Here is a 23,110-nt window from a genome sequence, read left to right as displayed (position 1 = left end):
ATTTATTCAAAAAAGGGAGGAATAATTATGAAAGATCAATGGCAGTTTGCCAACAGTCCACTTATGTATATGGTTTGTTCTGTTGGTATCATCTTAGTTCTTTTCCAAGGGACTTATCTTTTGAGAAGGGCCCTAAAGGCTACGAAGGAAATGAACATGGATAAGAAGAAAATCAAAAAGGGAATAGTGACAGCGGCGGTTTCATCTATTGGACCTGCACTTGGTATTTGTGGATCCATACTTGCACTTATTGTTACTCTTGGTGCACCAGTCACAGCTCTTAGGATGTCAGTAATTGGTGGAACAAATTACGAAACCATGGCTGCAAACTTTGGTGCCAAGGCAATGGGTTCAGAACTTGCTACAACAATGGACCCAACAGTTTATGCCAATGCTCTTTGGACACCTGCTCTTGGTGTAATGGGTTGGTTAATCTTTATGATAGTTTTTGGCCACAAGATGGAATCTGTAAACCACATCCTTACTGGTGGTAGGAAGGCACTTCTTCCTGCAGTTTCTGTGGGAGCTATGCTTGGAGCCTTTGCATATTTTTGTGTAGACAACCTATCAAAGGTAAACACAAATCCAAAGGTTACTTTTGCAACTGTATTTGGCTTCATAATTATGTTTATCTGCCAAAAGTTGGGCAAGAAGTACGCTTGGTTAAAAGACTGGGGACTTACTTTTGCAATGTTTATTGGTGCAATTGCATCTCAATTAATATTTTAAGGAGGAAAAAATGACAGCTTACGAAAAATTTTCTCAATCAATTCACAAGTTTGGAAGACTTACAATGGCTCTTGGCATGATTGCTGTACTTCTTCCACCAATGCTTATGACTTTTTATTATGGATATAATCCAGGTCTAGCAGCCATAATAGCAGGTGCAATTTCACAAATGTCTGTATCAGGAGCCTTTTACTTTTCAGAACCAATTGCCAACTATCCAATCATTGGGGCAGCAGGTTTATACATGTCAACCCTATCAGGAAACAGTGTCAATTTAAAAATTCCTGCGGCAGTATCAGCAATTTCTGGTTCAGGCTACAAGCAAGGTACAGATGAAGGTTCAATGATGGGAACAATAGGCATTGCAGTTTCAATTTATGTTGCAACATTTTTTGTAATTATATCAACAATTTTTGCTCAAACTGTAATTGTCAACTTGCCAGACCATGTCAAAGAAGTTTTAACTCTTATAATTCCAGCACTTTATGGAGGAATCTTTGCACAATTTTCTGTCAAATCTTTTAAGACAGGAGTTTTTGCCTTAGTTGTTGCCTTTGTTATGTCAAAGATTGTTGCTCTAATACCTTTTAATGCAACTTTTTTAATAACTCTTGTTACAGTTTTCTCATCAATTTACTTTGCAAAAACACAACTGGAAACTATCAATAAGAACTCATAGGAGGAAATATGAAGGACTTTGAAAGAGAAAAACTTTTAGAAATTTTTGAAGACTTACTTTTGATCCACTCTCCTTCTTATGGAGAAGAGAAAGTGGCAGAATATATAATAAATTTTGTAGAAGAACTTGGTGGAGAGGTCTATCTCGACCAGTCACAAGATAAATATGGGGGAAAGGCTCCTACAATTTTTGCAAAGTTTAAAGGTCAGGGAGAAGGAGTAACTTTTTCGGCCCACATGGACGTCATTGAACCCAACAAGGATTTAAAAATTATAAAAGAAGATGAAGTTTGGAAGACTGATGGCAATACAACTCTTGGTGGCGACGACAAGGGTGGTCTTGCAGCAATCCTATATTCAATCTACTATCTTGTGACAAAGAACCACAAGCACAGAGATATTTATGCAATCTTCACACCAGGAGAAGAAGTGGGAATGCTTGGTGCTAGAAATATAAATTGGGAAGAAGTCTATAAGAACATGGACCCTGCCAAAAATATGATTGTAGTTGATAATGCAGGATCTTGCGACAAGGTGGCCTACAAGGCTCCTACATCTTATTCTTATAGTTTTAAGATAAAAGGCAAGTCTGCCCATGCAGGCATTGAGCCAGAGAAGGGAATATCAGCGATTATGCTTGCAGCCAAAGCTATTTCTAAGTTTAAGAATCTAAGGATTGATGAATTCACAACAGCAAATGTATCTAAGATAAATTCTGATTTTCCAAAAAACGTCGTTCCAGATTATCTTGAATTCTCTGGAGAGATTAGGGGTCACGACAAGGACCATGTCTTAGAAATTCTTGATGAATATCAAAAGATTGTAGGGGACTTAACAGAAGATTTTGACTTTGAAAAAACTTTGGACTATCCAGCTCTTGCTCCAAGTGATATGGAATTTGCAAAAAAAGTTATAAAATCTTACAAGAATGTAGGGGTAGATGCAAAAGAAGTAATAATTGGTGGTGGATCCGATGCCAACTTCTTCGCTGAAGAGGGCTTCAACTCTCTTATAGTTGGAGTTGGAATGGAAAAGGTCCACACAAAGGAAGAGTATATAGTTTTAGAAGATCTAGAAAATACCACAAGAGCTCTTATAGATTATCTGAAGCTTGATTAAGAAAAAATAAATATGAGAAAGAGGTCATGAGTTTTATATAAAAGAAGGCTCATGACTTTTTTATTTGAGATTTAAAAAAATATTATAACTGTGGATAAATAAAAAGAAATTATAGAAAAAATCTCCTAGTTATTTATAAAATAGTGGTTATGAATCTACAAATGTAGATAAAAAAAGAAAATTGTGGATAAAAATTTAAAATTTATAAAAATTAAACAAAAAAAGAAGGCCTAAGCCTTCTTTAATATTATTATTATTCAACAGGTTCGAAGTCTGATTTTTCTGCTCCACAAAGAGGGCAAACCCAATCTTCAGGTAGATCAGCAAATGCAGTACCAGCCTTAACGCCGTTATCTTCGTCGCCTACTTCAGGATCATAGATGTATCCACAAAGTGTACATTCATATTTTTTCATTTTTATCTTCCTCCTATTAAAATTTATGCTTTTTTCCAAGCTTAAATACATTATAACAAATTGCTAAATATAATACAGTAAAATTTTAAAATTAAATACCTTCATAGTTTTTGGAGTTTAAATGAGAGAAGTAATGGGTAATTTTCTAATAGATGGAGTGAGAATTATGGATACTTTATATAGATTTAATGGTTCTGTATATAGCGATTTATCTCTAATAAAGGGTTTTTTGGATTCAGCCATGAGAGATTTAAATCCTTATATTGCCGACCAAGAGAAATTATTTGATATAAAAGTTATTTTAAATGAGCTTGTAATAAATGGAGCAATCCATGGTAACCAAGAAGACCTTAGAAAGAAGGTCTATTTGAACTTGCTTATAAAAGATGATTTTTTAAAAATTATTGTTTCAGATGAGGGTAGGGGCGTTGACCACGACACTTCCTCCTATAATTGTGGAGAAAAAAAGTGCAATGGCAGGGGTCTAGTTATTGTTGAGGCCTTAACTGACCAGCTAATCCTAAATCATAACGAGGTCATCGCAATTAAAAATCTTTGATACTTTATTAATTGATAAATTATATATATGGAAATTTTATGTAATTTATTAATTTATAAATAATAGAATAATTTTTATAGAGAAACCTCTAGGGGTTTCTTTTTTCTTGCAAGAAAAAATGGCTGCCCTGTGACAGCCATTAGTTTATTTTATTAAAGAGCCTTTAAAACTTTTACAAGATGGTCATAAACTCTCTTAGTTGAAGAAATTGAAAGAGTTTCCTTTTGTGTGTGTGCTCCTACAGTGTCTGGTCCAATGGAGATAATATCTAAGTCTTTATTTTTCTTGTAGAAGACACCACATTCAAGTCCACCATGTGTGAACTCTTCTTCCATTTCTTTTCCTGTAATCTCTTTGTAGATTTTCTTTACAATTTCTCTAAAGTCAGATTCTTTTCTGTATTCCCATTCTGGATAAGGGTTGATAAATTCTGCTTGGCAGTCATATTTTTCAACTATATCCAAGTAAATTTTGCCAAATTCTTCTGAAAGTGAAGAAGATGCAAATCTTAGTGAAACAAAAACTTCAATTGCGTCATCAACTTTTTTTGCAATAGCAAGGTTTGATGATGATTCAAGAACTTTTTTCTCTTCATTTAAGAAAGTGTGTGGTCCAGTTGGGAGTTCTAATAAATAGTTTGCAAGTTTTTTAGTGTCATCACCAGTTAAAACTTTTCCATCGTGAGAAATTTCCTTACATTCTATTACAAGTTCTCCTGCCACATCCTTGAATTTATCTTTTACAAAGGCTATTGCTTCTTCAAGAGCTTTTTCATCTGCCACAAGAGAAAGCTTGCCCTCTCTTGGGATGGCATTTTGTTTTGTGCCGCAGTTGATGTCAATTAATTTTGCACCATCAAGCTTGTTGATGATCTCAGCCATCACCTTGATCATGTTGCCCCTGTTATTGGCAATTTCCATACCAGAGTGGCCACCTAGGAAGCCGTGAAGGTGAAGGTCAAAGGCCTTGCCAGAATAATCTTCTTCTTTAAAGACAAATTTTGATTTAAGAAGTTTTCCACCTGCAGATGAAACTGTTAGGACACCTTCTTCTTCAGAGTCGATGTTTATAAGGTACTTGCCATCAAGATGCTTTGCATCAAGGTCCTTGGCACCGTGCATGTCAGTTTCTTCTGATACAGTTACGATTATCTTTAGGGGACCGTGTTCTTCCTCTGCAAGAGCCATTGCCATGGCAACACCAATTCCATTGTCTGCTCCAAGAGTTGTGTCATTGGCGTGAAGAGAATCTCCATCAACAATAAGTTCAATTGGATCAGTTTCAAAATTGTGGTCAGAGTCCTTGCCCTTTTCACAAACCATGTCCATGTGACCTTGTAGAATAACCTTAGGCTTGTCTTCCATGCCACTTGTTGCAGGCACTTCCATAATAATATTTAGGCTGTCATCTTGAACAACTTCGTAGCCCTTTTCTTCTCCAAACTTCTTTAAAAAGTCAGAAACTCCCTTTTCATTACCAGATTCCCTTGGAATTTGTGATAGTTTTTCAAAATAATCAAAAACTTTTTTTGGTTCTAAATTCATCTTAACCTCACTTTATAATAACCTTGTGGTAAACTTTCTTACCCTTCCTAATAATAATTTCTCCATCCTTGAAGCTGTCTTTTGTGATTTCAAGTTTAGGGTCATTTATTTTTTCATCGTCAATGCTAACTCCACCTTGTTGGATTAGTCTCCTACCTTCAGAGTTTGTCTTAATAAGTCCAAGCTCAGTCATAAGGTTTAAGATTCCCACAGGTTCGTCAAACTTATTAGCTTCAAATTCAGTTGAAGGTATGTCTTCTGATGCCTTGTCGCCACCAAATAGGGAGTGAGAAGCATCAAGAGCAGACTTAGCAGCTTCTTCGCCGTGAATGTCTTTTACAACTTCAAAGGCAAGAACTTCTTTAGCCTTGTTTATTTCTGCCCCTTCTAATTTTTCGTATTCAGCAATCTTATCAAGTGGAAGCATAGTGAGAAGCTTCATGAACTTAATAACATCTCTGTCGTCACAGTTTCTTAGGTATTGGAACATTTCATAAGGTGTAGTCTTTTCTGGGTCAAGCCAAATTGCTCCTGCCATAGTCTTACCCATCTTGATTCCTGCTGCAGTAGTAAGAAGCTTAAATGTCATGGCATAAACCTTGTCGCCTTCAAGTTTTCTTACAAGTTCATAACCACCAAGTATGTTGGACCATTGGTCAGATCCACCAACTTCTAGCTTACAGCCATACTTCCTGTAGAGGTATAGGTAGTCGTAGGATTGCATAAGCATGTAAGAAAATTCGAAGAAAGTAAGTCCTTCTTCCATCCTGTTCTTGTAGCAATCAAATTGTAGCATCCTGTTAACAGAGAAGTGGATACCAATTTCTCTAACAAATTCTAGGAAGTTTAACTTAGTTAACCAGTCGACGTTGTTTTCAATGTAGCCCTTGCCGTCAGAAAAATCTAAGAAGCTAGAAATTTGTTCCTTAAATCTTCTTGCGTTGTAGTCAATAGTTTCCCTGTCCATAAGTGATCTCATGTCAGACTTGCCTGATGGGTCGCCAATAGTTGTAGTTCCGCCACCAAGTAGGGCTATAGGCACGTGGCCAGCATTTTGCATGTGTTGCATAACCCTAATTTGGATAAAGTGACCAAGAGTTAGGGAGTCAGCAGTTGCATCAAAGCCAACGTAAAAAGGAACTGATTCTTCGCCAAGCATTTCCCTTAGCTCGTCTTCATAAGTGCATTGGTCTAAGTAACCTCTCTCGCTTAAAATATCGTATACATTTTCCATAAATTCCTCCAAAAAAATAAAAAGGGCCCCGTGAACGAAAGGACGCATTCGTGGTACCACCTTTCTTCGCCGAGGCCTCAAAAATTAATAGACTCCAATATTGTAATTCAGCTTTCGCTTACTGTATATCTTCAACGTCTTATATTCATACTATTTATGATATAATAATCGAAAATAAAATAAATGTCAATGGTGATAAAATGCTTGGTATAGATATAGTAGAAATTTCTAGGATAAAAAAACTAATGGAGGAAAAGGAAAATTTTCTTCCAAAATTTTATAATGAAGATGAGATAGAAAGAATAAAAAAGAGAAAAGACCCCTACGAAAGAGCCAGTGGAATCTTTGCTGCCAAAGAAGCTGTGGCTAAGGCTCTTGGGACAGGTCTTGGAAGAATTTCTTTCAAAGATATAAAAATAAAATATAATGGAGATGCCCCTTATGCAGAAGTCTTTGATATGAAATTTGATTTATCTATCAGTCATGAAAGAGATTATGCAGTGGCTGTTGCAAAAATCAGGGGAGATAATTTTATGGGAAAAAATCATGAAGAAGAAATAATTTTAGATGAAGAAATGAAATCCCTTTGGAAGGACAGGGACGACTTTGGCCACAAGGGAGACTTTGGGAAAATTGGAATCCTTGGTGGGTCCATGGGGATGACGGGATCATCTTACCTATCATCAAATGCTGCCTTAAAAGCTGGTGCAGGTCTAGTTTATAATATTGTCCCAAGAGAAATCTTTGACATAATGTCCATAAAATTTGTAGAGCCAATAGCAAAGAACTTTGATGATTTAGATGAAATGGAAAAATTTATTGAAGGTCTAGATGTCCTTGCCATGGGACCTGGCATGGGACTTGGAACTTACGGACAAGAAGTCTTTAAGAGAACAATAAAAATAGAAAAAAACCTTTTAATAGATGCCGACGGCTTAAATATCCTGTCAAAAAACTTATATTCATTAGGAAAAAGACAAGATTTCACAACAATCCTAACGCCCCATGAGGGAGAATTTGCAAGACTAACTGACTTATCTATAGAAGAAATTAAAAATAATAGAAAAGAAGTTGCAGAAAAATTTGCAAAAAAATATAAGGTCATCTTAGTTCTAAAGGGTCACGAAACAATCGTCACAGATGGAGAGAGAACTTACACCAATAGGACTGGCAACTCTGGCATGGCAAGTGGAGGATCAGGTGACGTCTTGACGGGGATAATCTCTGCCATGATGAAAAATTATGACCTATTTGATGCGGCAAGGCTTGGAGTTTATATTCACGGACTCTCAGGTGACATCTTTGCAAGAAAAAATTCAAAGACCAGCCTAAGGGCAAGAGACCTAATAGAAGGCCTTGACCAAGTTTTTAAACTTTTTGAAGAAAACTAAATTTGTTTTTTTTGATTTTTTTGAGTTATAATGAATTTAAAGCAATGTTATCCGAAGCTTAATTAGATGTTTACATGTAAATATTAAAAGAGCCGAAATTGATTTATTAAAAAAGTGAAGGTAGATGAAGAAATTTTATGAAATCATATCCATTTAAAGTCCATGCCTTTTGGCAGATCCTAAACCTTTTTGTTCTAATAACTATGTCCGAGTCTGTAAAAAATAATAGAAGCCCAATAATTGTAGCCTTGCCTGCCTTGTTGGCTCTTGTCTTAAATTTGATTTGGATAAAAAAAGAAAGGGACAATTGGAGCAAGGGATACAAAATAGCCATGGGTATTTATGTAGTAGTTTTAATTTTATTTACAATTTTCATGGTTAAAATGTCAATGTAAAGAAGTAGCCTTAACTTTTCTCAGACAATTTTTAAAGGAGTTATTATGTTTAAAAATAGAAAAATACTTTTTATAATTTTATTTGCTCTAGATATATTTTATACATATCTCGCAATCACAGGAGTGGCAGAATTTTTTCACAGGTTTAGAGGGCCAATCTATGTACAAGTTCTTTGGTTTGTAGTAGTTTTTGCACCGGCAATTGTTCACTACCTACCAGGAGGAACAAAATATAATTTAAAGGAAACAAAGAAATATACCATTCCTTTATTAGTTATGATTGCAATAAATTTTGTAATGCCAATGTACTTGTAATGATTTTTTAAAATAATTGCCATCTAAATGAAAATAAAAAGGAGAATTGTGATAGAATGATATAAAGGTTGCTCATAGATCAATCTTTTAATTCTCTCTTGCCTTAAAAGGTGAAAATTATGATGATAAAAAGAGGGGACATATTCTATGCCGACCTGTCGCCAGTTATTGGATCAGAACAGGGAGGAGTAAGGCCCGTAGTTGTTGTTCAAAATGACATTGGAAACAAATATTCGCCTACAATAATAATAGCTGCAATTACATCTCAACTTAACAAGGCGAAGTTACCAACCCACGTTAATGTGAAAGCTAAAGATGTTCCACTGCCCAAGAATTCTGTAATTCTTCTAGAGCAATTGAGGACGATAGATAAAAAAAGGTTGAGAGAGAAAATCGGTAGATTCGACAAGGATGTCATAGGAGAGATTGATGCAGCAATAAAAGTTAGCTTGGCGATAAAATAATTGGGCAACATACATATTGACTATCTCGTAAGAGGTAGTCTTTTTTTGTTTAAAAATTTTAAATAGTTTCTTATAATACTTGCAAAAATTTAAACTTTAAAAATCATTAACAATAGAAATGCTCTCGCCTATGTGATAAACTTATTACCGGAGAGATTTATGGAAAAAGTAAAAATTTTTGGAGTTGAAATTTTTAACATTGATAATTCTGAGTGTGAGAATATTTTAAGGGACTTCTTAAAGAGAGATTCTCTTAAAAAGATTTACACTCCAAATACTGAAATCGTAATGGCAGCTAAGAGAGATGAAGATCTAAAGAATCTTGTCAACTCAGGAGATTTAATTCTTGCTGACGGGATTGGTCTTATCCATGCATCAAAACTTAGGAATAAGCCTTTAAAAGAAAGGGTCACAGGTTTTGATACCTCTATTAAGCTACTTGAGCTTGCTGATGAGATGGGTCTCAACTTATATTTTTTAGGTGGCAAGGAAGGTGTTGCAAGGGATGCAGCAGAAGCTGTCAATGAAAAATATAAAAACTTAAATGTTGCAGGATTTCACAATGGCTATTTCAATTCCAAGCTAGACGGTGAGAAGTCTAGTGTAGAAGAAAAAATAATAGAAGAAATAAATTCCAAGGACATTGACATTGTCTTTGTTGGCTTTGGTTTTCCTCGTCAAGAAAAGTGGATTGACGCTTGGAAGGATGAAATAAAGGCCAAGGTTATAATTGGAAATGGTGGAGTCCTAGATATCTTATCTGGCAGGGCAAACAGGGCCCCAGATATTTTTATCAAGCTTGGTCTTGAGTGGCTCTATAGGCTTATAAAAAACCCATCTAGGATTAAGAGGCAAATTGATTTGCCAAAGTTTTTGTTGGCGGTAATGAGAGATAAAAATTCAGTTGAGTGAGGAGAGGAATTTTGAATATCGAAAATAAAGCAGTTAATACTTTGAGAATGCTGTCTGTTGATCAAATTGAAAATGCAAATTCAGGTCACCCAGGCCTACCCCTTGGTGCTGCACCAATGGCCTATGCTCTTTTTAAGAATCATCTCGTGAGAGATTCTAAGGATTTAGATTGGAAAAATAGGGATAGGTTTGTCCTTTCTGCAGGACATGGATCTGCACTTTTATATTCACTTTTTTACTTATTTGACTACGGTATAAGTCTTGATGACTTAAAAAACTTTAGGCAACTTGATTCTAGAACACCAGGTCACCCAGAGTACGGTCACACTAGGGGTGTTGAAGCAACTACTGGACCTCTTGGCCAAGGGATTGCCATGGCAGTTGGTATGGCAATTGCAGAAGAAAAACTTGCTGCCCTCTATAACAAGGCAGACCTAAAACTTGTTGATCACTATACTTATGCCCTAGTTGGAGATGGATGTCTGATGGAAGGAATTTCTAACGAAGCATCTTCGCTAGCTGGCACACTAAAACTCGATAAACTAATCGTCCTTTACGATTCAAATAAAATTTCCATTGAGGGATCAACTGATCTTGCCTTCTCAGAAAATGTTTGTGACAGGTACAAGGCTCTTGGCTGGGACACTTTTGTAGTAGAAGATGGAAATGACTTAGATGAAATAAATGCAAAAATCGAAGAAGCAAAAAAATCTGACAAGCCTGCTCTTATTGAAGTTAAGACAAAAATTGGCTACGGCTCACCGAGAGAAGACTCTGCAAAGGCTCACGGTGAACCCCTAGGCAAGGAAGATAGAAAGTCAACTCGTGAATTCTTTGGACTTCCTGATGAAGATTTTCATGTTGATGAAGATGTGAAGGCTCACTTCCAAAAAATCGTTGAAGAAAATACTGCAAAGGTAAATGAAAAGAAAAAAATTGAAGAAGAATATGCAGCGAAATATCCTAAAGAATATGAAGACTATCTTGCTGCCTTTAAATTAGAAAAGAAGGAATTATTAGAAGATTCCTACTACGATTCCTTTGATAAAGACATGGCAACTCGTGCGATCTCTGGCGAAGTTTTAAATAAGATTGCCAAGGACAACATCCACATCTTTGGTGGATCAGCTGACCTTGGACCATCAAATAAGACTATGTTAAAGGGAGAAGAATATTTCTCAGCTGACAATAGACTTGGAAGAAATATAACTTTTGGTGTTCGTGAAAATGCCATGGGTGCAATCACAAATGGAATCCTTCTTCATGGAGGCCTAAGGACTTATGCGTCAACTTTCTTGGTTTTCAGTGACTACCTAAAGCCAACAATTAGACTTGCAGCCCTTATGAATATTCCAAATGTCTACATCTTCACTCACGACTCCATTGGAGTTGGAGAAGACGGACCAACTCACGAACCAATTGAACATCTTGCAATGTTGAGGTCCATCCCAGGAATTGTTGTATTAAGACCTGCTGACGGACGTGAAACTGCAGCTTCACTTAATCTTGCCTTCAATTCAAAGAACACGCCTTTTGTCCTTGCCCTATCAAGACAAGGTCTTCCACAACTTGAAAATTCTTCAAAAGACATTTACAGGGGTGCTTATATAATTAAGAAGGAAGAAGGAGAACTTGAAAAAATTGTAATAGCTACAGGTTCAGAAGTTTCTCTTGCCCTTGAAGCAGCAGACGGATTAAAAGGAGTTCGTGTGGTTTCAATGCCTTCTATGGAACTTTTTGATGCCCAATCCTCTGACTACAAGGAAGAAATTCTTCCATCAAATATCACTAAGAGGATTTCACTTGAAGCCTTATCATCCTTTGGCTGGCACAAGTACATTGGCATGAAGGGAATGGCAATTTCCATTGATACCTTTGGTGCAAGTGGAAAGGGCTCTGAAGTATTTGAAAGATTTGGATTCACAAAAGAAAACATCAGAAGAAAAATTCAAGAATTTTAATAGAATATATAAGAGGAGGGCGACCTCCTTTTTTAATTTAAATTTTTATTTGCGTTTTTGATTTATTTTTTATAGTTCTTAGTAAGACTAAATATTTTTAAAAAATTATTTTTATAAAATACAAAAATTTTGAGATTGGAGGGAGAAATGAAACTTATAAAAGAAAAAAGATGGGCAATAGTATTTTCGCTTTTGGCAATGCTACTTTGGGGCTCTGCCATACCCCTAATAAAGACAACTTACATTCATGCCAACATCTTGCCAGATGATCCTGGTGGGAAAATTTATATTGCCGGGATAAGATTTTTTATGGGAGGACTTTTGACCTTCATATACTTTTTTCTTTTCAACAAGGAAGAAGTAAAGAGAGAAAATGTAAATTTTAAATTTATTGTAATTATTGGCTTGTTGCAGACCTGTTTACAGTATGGTTTTTACTATATTGGACTCTCCAACACCTTGGGGTCTCTTACTGCAGTTATACAATCGTCAAATGCTTTTATCACAGTTTTGTTTTCAGTCCTCTTAATTAGTGATGAGAGACTTACTAAGAAAAAGGTCATAGCCCTACTTGTTGGTTCAACTGGGTTACTTATAACAAATTTAAACTCACAGGGAAGCTTCCACTTTAAGTTTACTGGAGAAGGTTTTGTCTTAATTGCCCAAACTGTTAATGCCCTTTCCAGCGTCCTAATAAGAAAGTACGGAAGAAATCTAAATGGCTTTCTCCTTACGGGGTCACAATTTGTCCTTGGGGCGATGCCACTAATTATCCTTGGAGCCATCACTCACAAGTCTAATGTGAACTTTGACTTCGTCTTATTCTTAATGCTATCCTATGGGGCCTTTATATCGGCAACTGCCTTTACCATCTGGACCTTTGTCCTCCAGGCTCACAGTGCCAGTGAGTTTGGAATTTACAAATTATTTATTCCAGTCTTCGGGACAATTTTATCCATCTTGGTCCTTGGAGAAGACCTAACAATAAATATTGTCTTGGGACTTGTCTTTGTCCTAGCAGGGGCGATAATCTTAAACAAAAAACAAACTAAAAAGGGGGTTTGACCCCTCTTTTTTTATGCCATTTCAATGCAAAATTAAAAGTATAAATGTTATAATGAAGTCGGGAGTGGTATTTTGAGAATTAAAAAAAATCACGCAATAATTTTATTTTTATTACTTATATTTTTAGGATTTATATATTTTAACCATAAAAACTTTTCCAAGGATAGGACCATAGTAAGACTTAAGGGGGTAAGTGTTAATGAGCCCATAGAGGACTTCAGCCTTGCATCTAAGTCTGTATTTTTGTGGGCTGACCCAGTTCTATATATAACAGACAGGGAAGGGAATATTGTAAAGAAGATTCAAAGAGAAGATGAAAACATCGAGGCCTTCTTCGCCAATAACTACGCCTTCTTGTATGAGAAAGACCTAGGTAAGGTCCACATGTATTCAGAGATGGGCGAGCTTCTTTCAACCACAGATGTAAAGGGAGATATCTTTAACATCACTTATGAAAATGCAAATATAATTTTTCACGTCGTCGATGAGAAAAATGAAATTTTATATTTAATGGGCAACGACTCAACTCTCACAGAGATTTATAGGACAGGTAATCAAATATTGACTCACGATGTAGTTGATGATAAAAATCTTTCTGTTGCAGAAATAAAAAATGAGACAAGTGGTTATACTTCTATCGTTTATAATTTAAACAAGGGAGAAAAAACTTCTAAAAGCCTAAGCCACGAAATTGTCATGTACCTAAAGAAGGACAAGAGGTCAGTATTGGCCCTTACAGACAAGACAATTTATAGGTTTATGAATTCTGGCACAATATATGAAGATAGGGTCCCAAATATTTCTGACATCTTGGTGGAAGGCAAGAAGACCTACCTTCTCCATTCAGGAATTATCACAGAATACAATTACATCCTAAAGCCAGGCAAGAAAAAAATAATTGCAGCCAATGTCAACAAGATGGAAAATATTTCTGGATCAATTTATGTCTATGGACCAAGTGATGTTGGTGGAGAAATTGGAAATTCTGGAGAGTTTTACACAAGGTTGGGCTACTCCCTAGACAAAATTAAAATCAACGGACTTTTGATTGGGGCCTTGAGAAATGGGGACCTAAGTCTTTACTCCGTTGTAAATACAAATACAGTAAGAGAAGAAGATAGTAAAATTGAGACAACTTATAAAGAGGTGTAAAAGTGAACATAGAAAAAAATACAGACGCTGTTGCAAGTGAGGCAGACAAGGCCCTGAGATCAACCTTCGGTGGACTAGAGTCTTGGGAAAGACTACTTGTGGTTGCCATTATAATTGTAGGAACTTTTATAATTTTAAAGTTAATCGATTCCTTTATAGGAAGACAATTAAATTCAGATAAGATAAAGGAAAAGGGATCCTACAACAGGATAGTTACAGTTACAAATTTAATCAGACGTATAATTAAGGTAGTCCTAATTTTTATTGGAATTACAATAATCATGAGTGTCTTTAACATTTCAATTGCACCAATTATTGCAACTCTAGGTGTGTTTTCACTGGCAATAGGTGTTGGCGCCCAAAGTCTTGTTAAGGACTTTATCAATGGGTTTTTCATAATTTTTGAAGACCAATATTCTGTTGGGGACTTAGTTGAGATTGGTGACATTCAAGGAATTGTTGAAGACCTTGGACTTAGGGTCACAAAAATCCGTGACTTTGACAAGATTCTTCACGTAATTCCCAACAGCAATATTTCAATTATTTCCAACAAGGAAAGGGCTAATATAAGGACAAAAATTGAATTTTACCTAGACAATTCTTGTGACCCAGACTTTGCCGAAGAAAAAATAAAAGAAGCCATAGAAAAATACAGGGACCACAAAGATATGGTCATGGGACCAAACTTCTGGGGAGTTACTGAAAATGGAAGGGATTTCTACAAGATGGCCCTTGTCTATTACACAAAGCAGGGACAACAGTATGATCTTGAGTTTGCCCTTAGGTCCGAGATTATAAAAACAATGCAAAGAGAAAATATTGATCCCCCTATGATTAGAAATAAGTTTATAAAAGGAGAAATTGAAGATGCTTTACTATGAGTTAGGCGATATAGTTACCCTAAAGAAGGGACATCCATGTGGTGAAAACAAGTGGGAAATCGCAAGAAAGGGTGCAGATATGAAACTAAAGTGCCTGGGTTGCGACAGGGTAGTTTGGATGAGCCGTATGGATTTTGAAAAGAGAGTTAGAAAAATTTTAGAAGGAGATAAATTTGTAAGTATTGTCCATCATAAAAAAGAAGGTGAGTAAAATGGACGTGAAAGAAGTTTACGAAGCCAAGGAAAGACTCGAGGGTCACATAAAAGAAACTCCTGTAGTTTACGCACCAAACCTTGGAGAAGACATCTACCTCAAGGTTGAAGTTCTCCAAGATACAGGCTCTTTCAAGTTAAGGGGAGCCTACAACAAGATTACAACCCTATCAGATGAGGAAGCAGAGAGGGGAGTTGTGGCTTGCTCGGCAGGTAACCACGCCCAAGGTGTTGCCAAGTCAGCAAGTGAGAGGGGGATAAAGTCTGTTATCTGCATGCCTTATCACGCACCTCTTTCTAAGGTCAAGGCCACAAGAAATTATGGGGCTGAAGTTGAACTAGTAAAAGATTCCTTTGATGATGCAGCAGCCTTTGCAAAAAAATTATCTGAAGAGGAAGGCTACACCTTCATTGCACCCTTTGACGATGAAAAAATTATTGCAGGCCAAGGGACAGTTGGACTAGAAATCCTAGAAGAACTTCCTGACCTTGACATAATAGTTGTGCCAATAGGTGGTGGCGGACTAATCTCTGGTGTTGCCTTAGCAGCCAAGTCCATAAATCCAGACATAAAAATAATTGGAGTTCAAACAAAGATTGCCCCATCAATGTATGAATCAATAAGAGAGGGCAAGCGTCTAACAGTGACAGGTGGGTCCACAATTGCCGATGGCATTGCAGTCAAAACTCCAGGAGAAATTACATATGAAATGGTAAAGGAATATGTGGATGACATAGTTCTTGTAACTGAAGGAGAGATTTCTTCTGCAATATTAACCCTTCTTGAGGACAATAAAATCATAACAGAAGGAGCAGCAGCTTCCACAGTTGCAGCCCTTATGTATAAGAAGTTTAACCACAGGGGCAAGAAGGTTTGTTGTATTCTTTCTGGTGGCAACATTGACGTCACAAGAGTTTCAAAAGTAATTCAAAAGGGACTTTACAAGACTAATAGGAGAATGGAACTTAAGATAAAATTAGATGACCAACCAGGACAAATATCCAAGATGTCAGCACTTCTTGAAAAGCAAGGAGCCAACATAGTAAAGATCAATCAAAACATCGACCTAGTTGGCGACACAATTGATTCCATGATTGTCAGCGTTGTTATTGACACCAAGGACAAGAACCACCAAGACGAAATCCTAACAGCCCTAAACCAAAATTCCTATGTATATAAGGCGAGGTACAACGACGCCCAATTTTAATTTGACTTTTAATTAAGATTAAAAATAAAATTTTGAAAATCAAACTTAAAAGAAATTAAACAATTAAAAATTAAGAAAAATTGAGAGGCTTGACCTCTCTTTTTTGATTTAATTTGGAACGGCAGGCGACAAAAATATGAAGTCCCTTAAACAAAAATAAAAAGTAGATGAAAATTTTTTTATTTATTATAATGAAGGCGGAGGGATTATGTTAAATTCAGATAAAATCGCAAGACTTGCAACTTATGCTCTCATCTACGAGGTATCTTTGAGTCCCAAGCCAGGACTTGTTAGCCTAATAGATGTGGGCGCCCACGACGACATGGACTACATGGACTTTTTAAAATCATCAATTGTCCTCTACGACTACTTCAAAATTTCCTATGAGCTTGGAGAAAAATCTAAGGGAGAAGACTTCTTGGAACTTAGAGAATATGGAAAACTTTATGAAGACAAGATGAAAGAAGCAACAGGTGGAGTCAACACCCACAAGGGAATTATTTTTTCTCTAGGACTTATGGTTTACGCTACTGCAATAGAAATTAGGAGAGAAAATTTTTCTTTTGAAAAGGTAATTGATAGGGTGGCTTATCTCAATCGTGGCATAAGCAATGAATTAAAAATAGATAAGGCCCAGACTCATGGCGAAAAAAACTACAAAAAATATGGCCTAAAGGGGATAAGAGAAGAAGCCGAAGAAGGTTTTAAGAAGGCCCTTATGGGACTGGACTTTTTAAAGGAAGCTGAGAAAGAAACAAACTTTGACTATGCTCTTACTGGTACCCTATTTTATTTCATGTTACTTATCGAGGATTCTAACATAATCAAGAGAGGAGGGCTTGAAGGTCTAGAATTTTTAAAAGAAACTTCAGCCTATGTCCTTGAAAACAAGTTGTACGAAAGTGAAGATGGGATGAGAGAGATCCAAAAAATAAATGAAGAATACAAGAGGAGGAACCTAAGTCCAGGTGGCTGTGCCGACTTTTTGATCCTCACCTTGTATTTCTATCTCTTGGAGGCTAACGTTGATTGATTACAGACAAGTTATGAAATTTGAAAAAAAGAATATTGAAAAATTCTTGGAAGACTTTGACATAAAGTATGAGAGAGATGTGGACTACACTCTTGCTGCCTTTGATGGCGACAAAATTGTTGGGACAGGGTCTTGTGCAGGCAGGGTCCTAAAATGCTTTGCAATTGACCCGACCTACCAAGGCATGGGAATAACCAACGCAATAATCACAAGGCTACTTGACCACCAATATGAACTTGGCAACAATCACCTCTTTATATTTACAAAACCAAAAAACATCAAGATTTTTACAGACTTTGGGTTTTCCCTAGTTGAAGAGACAGAGGATGTTGCTCTCTTAGACAACAAAATAGATGAACTCCATAAACTCTTGAAAAATATCGAAGATGAGAGAGAGTCAGGTGCTATTGTAATAAATGCCAACCCCATGACCAAGGGTCATCTCTATTTAATTAATGAAGCAAGAAAACAAACTGACATCTTGAACATTTTTATGGTGGAAGAAGACGGATCAACCTTTCCCTACGACTTTAGGTATAAGATTGTAAAGGAAGAGCTGGAAAATTTTGAAGATGTGGTCGTTCATAAAGGTAATGACTATATAATTTCAAAAAACACCTTCCCAACATATTTTTACAAGGATGAAAAAACTATTTTAAAAGCCTATTCAGAGCTAGACACAAAAATCTTTGGCAGATACTTTGCCAAGGCCCTAAATATAAAAAAGAGATTTGTGGGAAGCGAAGACAAGGATGTTGTGACAAAAAATTACAACGAAACCATGGAAAGAATTTTGCCAGAATATGGGGTTGAAGTGGTAGAAATTCCAAGGACAAGCTTGGATGGTGAAATAATTTCGGCATCAAAGGTCAGGGCCCTTTTAAAAGAAAGAAAATTTGAAGAAGCTTACAAATTTTTGCCAGAAGCCACAATCAAGGCCCTGAAATCAGAAGAAGGACAGAGGATAATAAATGATAGACTCTAAAATACTTGCCATGAATAGGATGCTTGAGGCAAAAGAAAAAAGATACTACAAGATAAAATCTTTGACAGAAAAGTTTGAATCTCCAGTTCTTTCCTTTATGTTAAACATTCCAGGCGAAGATAAAAACTTTAAAGAAGCTGTTGACTTTCACAAAAAATATATAGAAAAGATAAAAAAACTTTTGGAAGAAAATAAAATAAAAATATTATTTGAAGACTACGAAGATTTAATCACAGGCATGGAATATATTGGAGTCCTTGAGGGGAATGGGAGAGAGATAAAAAAACTCATGATTGAAATGGAAGAAGAATCCCTTGGAGGAAGGCTCCTAGACCTTGACATCTACGACAAGGACTTCTCACAAATCTCAAGATCATCCTTGGGACTTCCAGAGAGAAAGTGCATAATTTGTGGAGACACAGCGAGGACCTGTATAAAGGAAGAAAGACATAAGCAAGAAGAACTTGAAGATAAGGTAAGAGAGATTATTATAGAGGACTTAGACCAGGTACATAAGTTTTAGGAAGATAATAAGATATTTACAAATTTTTAATAAGAGATCTTTATCAATAGATCTCTTATTTTTTTTGTAATAAACTATTAAGAAAATGATGAAAAATCCCTGTTTTCACCAAATTAATTAGTTAGGACTTAGACTAACTACAAATTAAATTTGTTATACTAACAATTTTATATTTGCTTAAGATCGCCAGTATTAGGCCTTTAATATCTTGAATAGGAAACCCTTTCTAGGGTATTATAAGTAAAAAGGAGGTTTTTTCTATGAAGAAAAAATATTTTGGACTTAATCTTCCAATGTTATTGGTTTTATCAATAATTATTTTTATAGCGACTTACTTGGGAGTTTTGTCTAAAGATTTAGCGGGCGGAGTTGCTCTGATGTTCGCAATAGGTATTATTTTATATGAAATTGGTGAGAGAATTCCAATTTGGAACACTTATGTTGGTGGTGGACTTGTTCTTGCCTTCTTGGGTACAGCGGTTTTAGTTTATCTAAATGTTATCCCAGAAGAATATGCAGAACTTATTTCATCTGTTAACTCAAAACCAATGGGACTACTAAACTTCTTTATCATTATGCTTATCTCTGGTTCACTTCTTGGACTAAATAGAGACCTAATGATCAAGTCTTTTGCAGGATATATCCCAGCAATCCTTGGTGGAGTTTTAGGTGCTGCCATTCTTGGTATTATTGGTGGACTTTTCTTTGGAGTTTCTCCAGCTAACACTGTTTTAAAATACGTTCTTCCTGTAATGGGTGGAGGTAACGGTGCAGGTGCTGTTCCTCTAAGTCAAATTTATGAAAGAGTTACAGGAGATTCTGCTGCAAACTACTATGGCTTTGCTATTTCAATTCTTACAATTGCTAATATCTTTGCTATTATTGCTGGTGGTATTTTAAATAAACTTGGAAGCAGTAAACCAGGACTTACAGGAGATAAGAAAACTCTTATGAGATCTGCTCCTGAAATTGAACAAAATGAAGAAAAGTTTACAACACAATTAAAGGATTACGCTGGAGCAATTTTAATGGGTCTTACTTTCTATCAATTAGGTAGACTTGTAGCTGATAAGATTTGGGATCCACTTGTTCCTTCAGTGCCAATTCACCCATTTGCTTTTATGATTATCATTGTTGCTCTTGCTAATGGACTTGGACTTGTTCCAGGATCACTTAGACAAGCTGCAAAGGAAGTTCAATCTTTCTTCACAAAAAACATTGTAATCTTAATCATGGTTGGTGTTGGTGTTGAAACTGACTTAATTGAACTTAGAGATGCCATTACTTTTGGTAATGTTGTTATGTCATTCCTAATTGTTGTTGGTGCTGTTATTGGTTCAGGTGCTGTTGGACACCTTGTAGGATTCTTCTTTGTTGACTCTGCTGTTACAGCAGGCCTATGTATGGCTAACAGAGGTGGATCTGGTGACTTAGCAGTTCTTGGAGCAGCTGACAGAATGGATTTAATTTCTTATGCACAACTTTCATCAAGACTTGGTGGAGGAATAATACTTGTTATAGGATCAATACTCTTTGGAACGCTCATGTAGACTAGGAGGGATTTTTTTGAAACTAAAAAAAGAAGCCATGGCCGGAACTCTTGAGTCAAATGATATTTTAATCACTGTTGACGATGGAGAAGGCATATCTATTGAACTGGAAAGTTCAGTAAAGAAACAATTTGGTAAACAAATTGAAAAAGTTATAAGAGAAACTTTAAAAGAATTAGATGTAGAGAATGCAAAAGTTACTGCAGTAGACAAGGGTGCCTTGGACTACACAATTAAAGCAAGAGTAGCAGCAGCATGTTTTAGAGCAGCTGAAAGCACAGAATATAATTGGAGCTGATATTTTGAAAGAGAGATTAAGAAGAACAATGATGTTTCTTCCAGGTAACAACCCTGCAAACATCACTGATGCTCACATCTATGGTCCTGATTCAATTATGATCGACCTTGAAGATGCTACGAGCATAAATCAAAAAGACGCGGCAAGATTTTTAGTTTACAATGCACTAAAAACTTTAGACTACGGAGATACTGAAGTTGTTGTAAGAATTAACGCCCTTGATACACCTTATGGACGTGAAGATATTAAGGCAGTTGTTAAGGCTGGGGTAGATGTAATTAGACTACCAAAGTCAGAAACTGCACAAGATGTTATTGATGTAGATGAAATCATAACAGAAGTTGAAGAAGAAATGGGATGCCAAGGAAGAACTCTAATGATGGCAGCTATTGAATCTCCAACTGGAGTTATTAACGCAGTTGATATTGCAAAGGCATCACCAAGAATGATGGGTATTGCACTTGGAGCAGCTGACTATGTTACTAACCTAAAGACTCAAAGGTCAACTCATGGTTGGGAACTTTTCGCAGCAAGAAGTCAAATTGTTTTAGCTGCAAGAAACGCAGGCATTGCTTGCTTCGATACAGTTAACACAAACCTTGATGATATGGATGCTTTTAGGGAAGAAGTTCAATTTATTAAGGACCTAGGATTTGACGGAAAATCTGTTATCCACCCTAAACAAATTGCAGTTGTAAATGAAGTTTACACACCAACTGAAAAAGATATTACGAAGTCACTTCGTATTATTGCAGGTTCTAAGGAAGCTGAAAGAAAGGGATCTGGAGTTATTACAGTTGACGGCAAGATGGTTGACTATCCAGTTATAGCTGGTGCACAAAGAGTTCTAGACCTTGCAGTTGCAAGTGGAGTGCTAAAGAAGGAGGATATTGATGAACTATAATAAAAATGCAGTAGGAAGAGATATCCCTGAATCCCTTGAAGGCATTGGCGAACTTGTTCCTTTCAAAGGCGAAGGCAAATATCTTAGAACTGAAAGAAAGGCTTCTCCAAAAATTAGATACGGAAATAGGGACGAGAAAAAACTTCTAGGTTCTATTGAAGAAGCTGTTAAGAAGAGTGGACTTAAGGACGGAATGACAATTTCCTTCCACCACCACCTAAGAAATGGTGACTATGTTGTAAACATGGTAATGCAAGTTATTGCTGATATGGGAATCAAGGATCTAACTCTTGCTCCATCATCACTTTCACCATGTCACGACAAGTTAATCCCATTAATTGAACAAGGTGTAATCACTGGAATTCAATCATCTGGACTAAGAGGAGAACTTGGAGAAAAAATTTCACAAGGTATCCTTAAAAAACCTTGCATTATCCGTTCTCACGGTGGACGTGCAAGAGCAATTGAAGATGGAGAGCTTCACATTGACGTTGCCTTTTTAGCAGCACCAGCATGTGACGAATATGGAAACATAAATGGTAGAGAAGGAAAGGCAGCTTGTGGATCACTTGGCTATGCAATTGTTGACGCACAGTACGCTGACTGTGTAGTTGCAATTACAGACAACCTTGTACCATTCCCAAATATTCCTGCTTCAATTGGCATGATGTATGTTGACTATGTTGTAGAAGTTGACGCAATTGGAGATCCAAAGGGAATTGTTTCTGGATCAATTAGATTCAACGACAACCCACGTGACTTACTAATTGCTAACAACGCAGTTAAGGCGATCAAGGCTTCTGGACTTTACAAGGACGGCTTTAGATTCCAAACTGGAGCAGCAGGTTCAACTCTTGCAGTTGCAAAACTTCTTCGTGAAGAAATGAAGAAGGATAACATCAAGGCATCAATGGCCCTTGGTGGAATCACTGGATATATGGTGACAATGCTTGAAGAAGGTTTAATTGACGGTATCTATGATACACAATCCTTTGACCTTGACGCAGTAAGATCAATCCGTGAAAACACAAAACACTTTGAACAAACTGCATCTTCATACGCAAACCCTAACAACCCAACACCTGCAGTTAACACTCTAGACTTTGTATTACTTGGAGCCCTTGAAGTTGACACTGACTTCAACGTAAACGTAATGACAAGATCAGACGGAGTTATCAACCAAGCAGTTGGTGGTCACCAAGATACAGCACCAGGTGCAGAAATGTCACTTATACTAGCACCACTTGTAAGATCAAGAAATCCAATTGTCAAAGACAAGGTTACAACAGTTTGTACTCCAGGCGAAGCTGTTGATGTAATCTGTACTGACTACGGTATTGCTGTAAATCCAAAGAGAAAAGACTTAATCGAAAAATTCGAAAAAGCTGGAATTGAACTTAAGGACATCAAGGAACTACAAGAAATGGCAGAAAAACTTACAGGTAAACCTGAAGAAGTTGAATTCTCTGACGAAGTAGTTGCAGTTGTAGAATACAGAGACGGTTCTATAATCGATGTAATTAAGAAGGAAGCTTAAAAATTAAAATATAACCATACTCATAAAAGGGAGGCAAGAGCCTCT

The 23,110-nt window shown here is 36.4% G+C and carries 25 protein-coding genes; 22 read left to right on the top strand and 3 right to left on the bottom strand.

The annotated features are described in order from the left end of the window. Positions 1 to 27: 27 nt before the first annotated feature. Genes I6I93_RS04235 through I6I93_RS04225 form a run of 3 tightly spaced genes read left to right on the top strand, consistent with a single transcriptional unit; the run spans position 28 to position 2,526 of the window. Positions 28 to 729: a DUF5058 family protein gene (locus I6I93_RS04235; protein WP_070699988.1), complete on the top strand. Its 702-nt coding sequence runs from the start codon at positions 28 to 30 to the stop codon at positions 727 to 729. 10 nt (positions 730 to 739) lie between these two features. Continuing rightward, complete coding sequence (locus I6I93_RS04230) at positions 740 to 1,408, top strand: hypothetical protein (RefSeq protein ID WP_070699987.1); 669 nt, start codon at positions 740 to 742, stop codon at positions 1,406 to 1,408. Positions 1,409 to 1,416: 8 nt separating this feature from the next. Then, complete coding sequence (locus I6I93_RS04225) at positions 1,417 to 2,526, top strand: M20/M25/M40 family metallo-hydrolase (protein WP_112889568.1); 1,110 nt, start codon at positions 1,417 to 1,419, stop codon at positions 2,524 to 2,526. Between the two features lie 253 nt (positions 2,527 to 2,779). On the opposite strand, the gene rd is transcribed toward I6I93_RS04225, so the two are convergent. Next, on the bottom strand, positions 2,780 to 2,941 hold the full coding sequence (gene rd / locus I6I93_RS04220; protein ID WP_070699985.1) for a rubredoxin: 162 nt from the start codon (positions 2,939 to 2,941) through the stop codon (positions 2,780 to 2,782). A gap of 121 nt (positions 2,942 to 3,062) precedes the next feature. Between rd and I6I93_RS04215 the strand changes: the two genes are divergently transcribed. Further along, positions 3,063 to 3,500 carry an ATP-binding protein gene (locus I6I93_RS04215; protein WP_236587223.1) on the top strand — a complete coding sequence of 146 codons (438 nt, stop codon included), beginning with the start codon at positions 3,063 to 3,065 and terminating at the stop codon, positions 3,498 to 3,500. A gap of 152 nt (positions 3,501 to 3,652) precedes the next feature. Here I6I93_RS04215 and pepD read toward each other — a convergent pair whose 3' ends face one another. Next, positions 3,653 to 5,044 (bottom strand): beta-Ala-His dipeptidase, encoded by a 1,392-nt coding sequence (gene pepD, locus I6I93_RS04210; RefSeq protein WP_112889567.1) that lies wholly within the window; start codon positions 5,042 to 5,044, stop codon positions 3,653 to 3,655. Between the two features lie 7 nt (positions 5,045 to 5,051). Beyond that, complete coding sequence (tyrS, locus tag I6I93_RS04205; RefSeq protein ID WP_112889566.1) at positions 5,052 to 6,278, bottom strand: tyrosine--tRNA ligase; 1,227 nt, start codon at positions 6,276 to 6,278, stop codon at positions 5,052 to 5,054. A 200-nt stretch (positions 6,279 to 6,478) separates the two neighbouring features. Between tyrS and I6I93_RS04200 the strand changes: the two genes are divergently transcribed. The 18 genes from I6I93_RS04200 to citF all read left to right on the top strand — a co-directional run bounded on the left by I6I93_RS04200 (position 6,479) and on the right by citF (position 23,065). Beyond that, on the top strand, positions 6,479 to 7,669 hold the full coding sequence (locus tag I6I93_RS04200) for an NAD(P)H-hydrate dehydratase (protein ID WP_112889565.1): 1,191 nt from the start codon (positions 6,479 to 6,481) through the stop codon (positions 7,667 to 7,669). 137 nt (positions 7,670 to 7,806) lie between these two features. After that, complete coding sequence (locus I6I93_RS04195; RefSeq protein ID WP_112889564.1) at positions 7,807 to 8,064, top strand: hypothetical protein; 258 nt, start codon at positions 7,807 to 7,809, stop codon at positions 8,062 to 8,064. A gap of 45 nt (positions 8,065 to 8,109) precedes the next feature. Beyond that, positions 8,110 to 8,379 carry a hypothetical protein gene (locus I6I93_RS04190; protein ID WP_112889563.1) on the top strand — a complete coding sequence of 90 codons (270 nt, stop codon included), beginning with the start codon at positions 8,110 to 8,112 and terminating at the stop codon, positions 8,377 to 8,379. Positions 8,380 to 8,498: 119 nt separating this feature from the next. Beyond that, positions 8,499 to 8,843, top strand: a complete 345-nt coding sequence (locus I6I93_RS04185; RefSeq protein ID WP_112889562.1) for a type II toxin-antitoxin system PemK/MazF family toxin — start codon at positions 8,499 to 8,501, stop codon at positions 8,841 to 8,843. A 159-nt stretch (positions 8,844 to 9,002) separates the two neighbouring features. Then, entirely contained in the window at positions 9,003 to 9,755 is a 753-nt protein-coding gene (locus I6I93_RS04180) for a WecB/TagA/CpsF family glycosyltransferase (RefSeq protein WP_112889561.1), read from the top strand. An 11-nt stretch (positions 9,756 to 9,766) separates the two neighbouring features. Then, positions 9,767 to 11,716 carry a transketolase gene (gene tkt, locus I6I93_RS04175; protein WP_112889560.1) on the top strand — a complete coding sequence of 650 codons (1,950 nt, stop codon included), beginning with the start codon at positions 9,767 to 9,769 and terminating at the stop codon, positions 11,714 to 11,716. Between the two features lie 147 nt (positions 11,717 to 11,863). Further along, positions 11,864 to 12,781, top strand: a complete 918-nt coding sequence (locus I6I93_RS04170) for a DMT family transporter (protein ID WP_112889559.1) — start codon at positions 11,864 to 11,866, stop codon at positions 12,779 to 12,781. A gap of 72 nt (positions 12,782 to 12,853) precedes the next feature. Continuing rightward, positions 12,854 to 13,933, top strand: coding sequence for a hypothetical protein (locus tag I6I93_RS04165; protein ID WP_201621263.1), 1,080 nt, complete (start codon positions 12,854 to 12,856; stop codon positions 13,931 to 13,933). A 2-nt stretch (positions 13,934 to 13,935) separates the two neighbouring features. Then, positions 13,936 to 14,814 carry a mechanosensitive ion channel family protein gene (locus tag I6I93_RS04160; RefSeq protein ID WP_112889558.1) on the top strand — a complete coding sequence of 293 codons (879 nt, stop codon included), beginning with the start codon at positions 13,936 to 13,938 and terminating at the stop codon, positions 14,812 to 14,814. After that, on the top strand, positions 14,801 to 15,025 hold the full coding sequence (locus I6I93_RS04155) for a DUF951 domain-containing protein (protein ID WP_005957132.1): 225 nt from the start codon (positions 14,801 to 14,803) through the stop codon (positions 15,023 to 15,025). The genes I6I93_RS04160 and I6I93_RS04155 overlap by 14 nt, the downstream gene beginning before the upstream one ends. A gap of 1 nt (position 15,026) precedes the next feature. Next, positions 15,027 to 16,235, top strand: coding sequence for a threonine ammonia-lyase (gene ilvA, locus I6I93_RS04150; RefSeq protein ID WP_112889557.1), 1,209 nt, complete (start codon positions 15,027 to 15,029; stop codon positions 16,233 to 16,235). A 208-nt stretch (positions 16,236 to 16,443) separates the two neighbouring features. Continuing rightward, a complete protein-coding gene (locus I6I93_RS04145; protein WP_112889556.1) occupies positions 16,444 to 17,268 on the top strand; it encodes a triphosphoribosyl-dephospho-CoA synthase in 825 nt (274 codons plus the stop codon). After that, positions 17,261 to 18,253, top strand: coding sequence for a [citrate (pro-3S)-lyase] ligase (citC, locus tag I6I93_RS04140; protein ID WP_112889555.1), 993 nt, complete (start codon positions 17,261 to 17,263; stop codon positions 18,251 to 18,253). Before I6I93_RS04145 ends, citC begins: the two co-directional genes overlap by 8 nt. Beyond that, on the top strand, positions 18,240 to 18,776 hold the full coding sequence (citX, locus tag I6I93_RS04135) for a citrate lyase holo-[acyl-carrier protein] synthase (protein WP_112889554.1): 537 nt from the start codon (positions 18,240 to 18,242) through the stop codon (positions 18,774 to 18,776). The genes citC and citX overlap by 14 nt, the downstream gene beginning before the upstream one ends. 260 nt (positions 18,777 to 19,036) lie before the next feature. Beyond that, positions 19,037 to 20,326 (top strand): 2-hydroxycarboxylate transporter family protein, encoded by a 1,290-nt coding sequence (locus I6I93_RS04130; protein WP_112889553.1) that lies wholly within the window; start codon positions 19,037 to 19,039, stop codon positions 20,324 to 20,326. Positions 20,327 to 20,342: 16 nt separating this feature from the next. After that, positions 20,343 to 20,624 carry a citrate lyase acyl carrier protein gene (gene citD / locus I6I93_RS04125; protein WP_112889552.1) on the top strand — a complete coding sequence of 94 codons (282 nt, stop codon included), beginning with the start codon at positions 20,343 to 20,345 and terminating at the stop codon, positions 20,622 to 20,624. A 4-nt stretch (positions 20,625 to 20,628) separates the two neighbouring features. Next, complete coding sequence (gene citE, locus I6I93_RS04120) at positions 20,629 to 21,528, top strand: citrate (pro-3S)-lyase subunit beta (protein ID WP_112889551.1); 900 nt, start codon at positions 20,629 to 20,631, stop codon at positions 21,526 to 21,528. After that, complete coding sequence (gene citF, locus I6I93_RS04115; protein WP_112889550.1) at positions 21,518 to 23,065, top strand: citrate lyase subunit alpha; 1,548 nt, start codon at positions 21,518 to 21,520, stop codon at positions 23,063 to 23,065. Before citE ends, citF begins: the two co-directional genes overlap by 11 nt. Positions 23,066 to 23,110 lie beyond the last annotated feature (45 nt).

It is taken from the genome of Peptoniphilus harei (genome assembly GCF_016726485.1).
Classification (GTDB): Bacteria; Bacillota; Clostridia; order Tissierellales; family Peptoniphilaceae; genus Peptoniphilus_A; species Peptoniphilus_A harei.
This window is presented reverse-complemented; position numbering and strand designations above follow the sequence as displayed.

Coding starts and splice junctions, on each gene's coding strand:
- I6I93_RS04190 (WP_112889563.1), top strand. CDS start 8,110: ATGTTTAAAAATAGAAAAATACTTTTTATAATTTTATTTGCTCTAGAT.
- rd (WP_070699985.1), bottom strand. CDS start 2,941: ATGAAAAAATATGAATGTACACTTTGTGGATACATCTATGATCCTGAA.
- I6I93_RS04170 (WP_112889559.1), top strand. CDS start 11,864: ATGAAACTTATAAAAGAAAAAAGATGGGCAATAGTATTTTCGCTTTTG.
- I6I93_RS04230 (WP_070699987.1), top strand. CDS start 740: ATGACAGCTTACGAAAAATTTTCTCAATCAATTCACAAGTTTGGAAGA.
- citF (WP_112889550.1), top strand. CDS start 21,518: ATGAACTATAATAAAAATGCAGTAGGAAGAGATATCCCTGAATCCCTT.
- I6I93_RS04180 (WP_112889561.1), top strand. CDS start 9,003: ATGGAAAAAGTAAAAATTTTTGGAGTTGAAATTTTTAACATTGATAAT.
- I6I93_RS04215 (WP_236587223.1), top strand. CDS start 3,063: ATGAGAGAAGTAATGGGTAATTTTCTAATAGATGGAGTGAGAATTATG.
- I6I93_RS04200 (WP_112889565.1), top strand. CDS start 6,479: ATGCTTGGTATAGATATAGTAGAAATTTCTAGGATAAAAAAACTAATG.
- I6I93_RS04130 (WP_112889553.1), top strand. CDS start 19,037: ATGAAGAAAAAATATTTTGGACTTAATCTTCCAATGTTATTGGTTTTA.
- ilvA (WP_112889557.1), top strand. CDS start 15,027: ATGGACGTGAAAGAAGTTTACGAAGCCAAGGAAAGACTCGAGGGTCAC.
- I6I93_RS04185 (WP_112889562.1), top strand. CDS start 8,499: ATGATGATAAAAAGAGGGGACATATTCTATGCCGACCTGTCGCCAGTT.
- I6I93_RS04155 (WP_005957132.1), top strand. CDS start 14,801: ATGCTTTACTATGAGTTAGGCGATATAGTTACCCTAAAGAAGGGACAT.
- I6I93_RS04225 (WP_112889568.1), top strand. CDS start 1,417: ATGAAGGACTTTGAAAGAGAAAAACTTTTAGAAATTTTTGAAGACTTA.
- pepD (WP_112889567.1), bottom strand. CDS start 5,044: ATGAATTTAGAACCAAAAAAAGTTTTTGATTATTTTGAAAAACTATCA.
- I6I93_RS04195 (WP_112889564.1), top strand. CDS start 7,807: ATGAAATCATATCCATTTAAAGTCCATGCCTTTTGGCAGATCCTAAAC.
- I6I93_RS04235 (WP_070699988.1), top strand. CDS start 28: ATGAAAGATCAATGGCAGTTTGCCAACAGTCCACTTATGTATATGGTT.
- tyrS (WP_112889566.1), bottom strand. CDS start 6,278: ATGGAAAATGTATACGATATTTTAAGCGAGAGAGGTTACTTAGACCAA.
- I6I93_RS04145 (WP_112889556.1), top strand. CDS start 16,444: ATGTTAAATTCAGATAAAATCGCAAGACTTGCAACTTATGCTCTCATC.
- citX (WP_112889554.1), top strand. CDS start 18,240: ATGATAGACTCTAAAATACTTGCCATGAATAGGATGCTTGAGGCAAAA.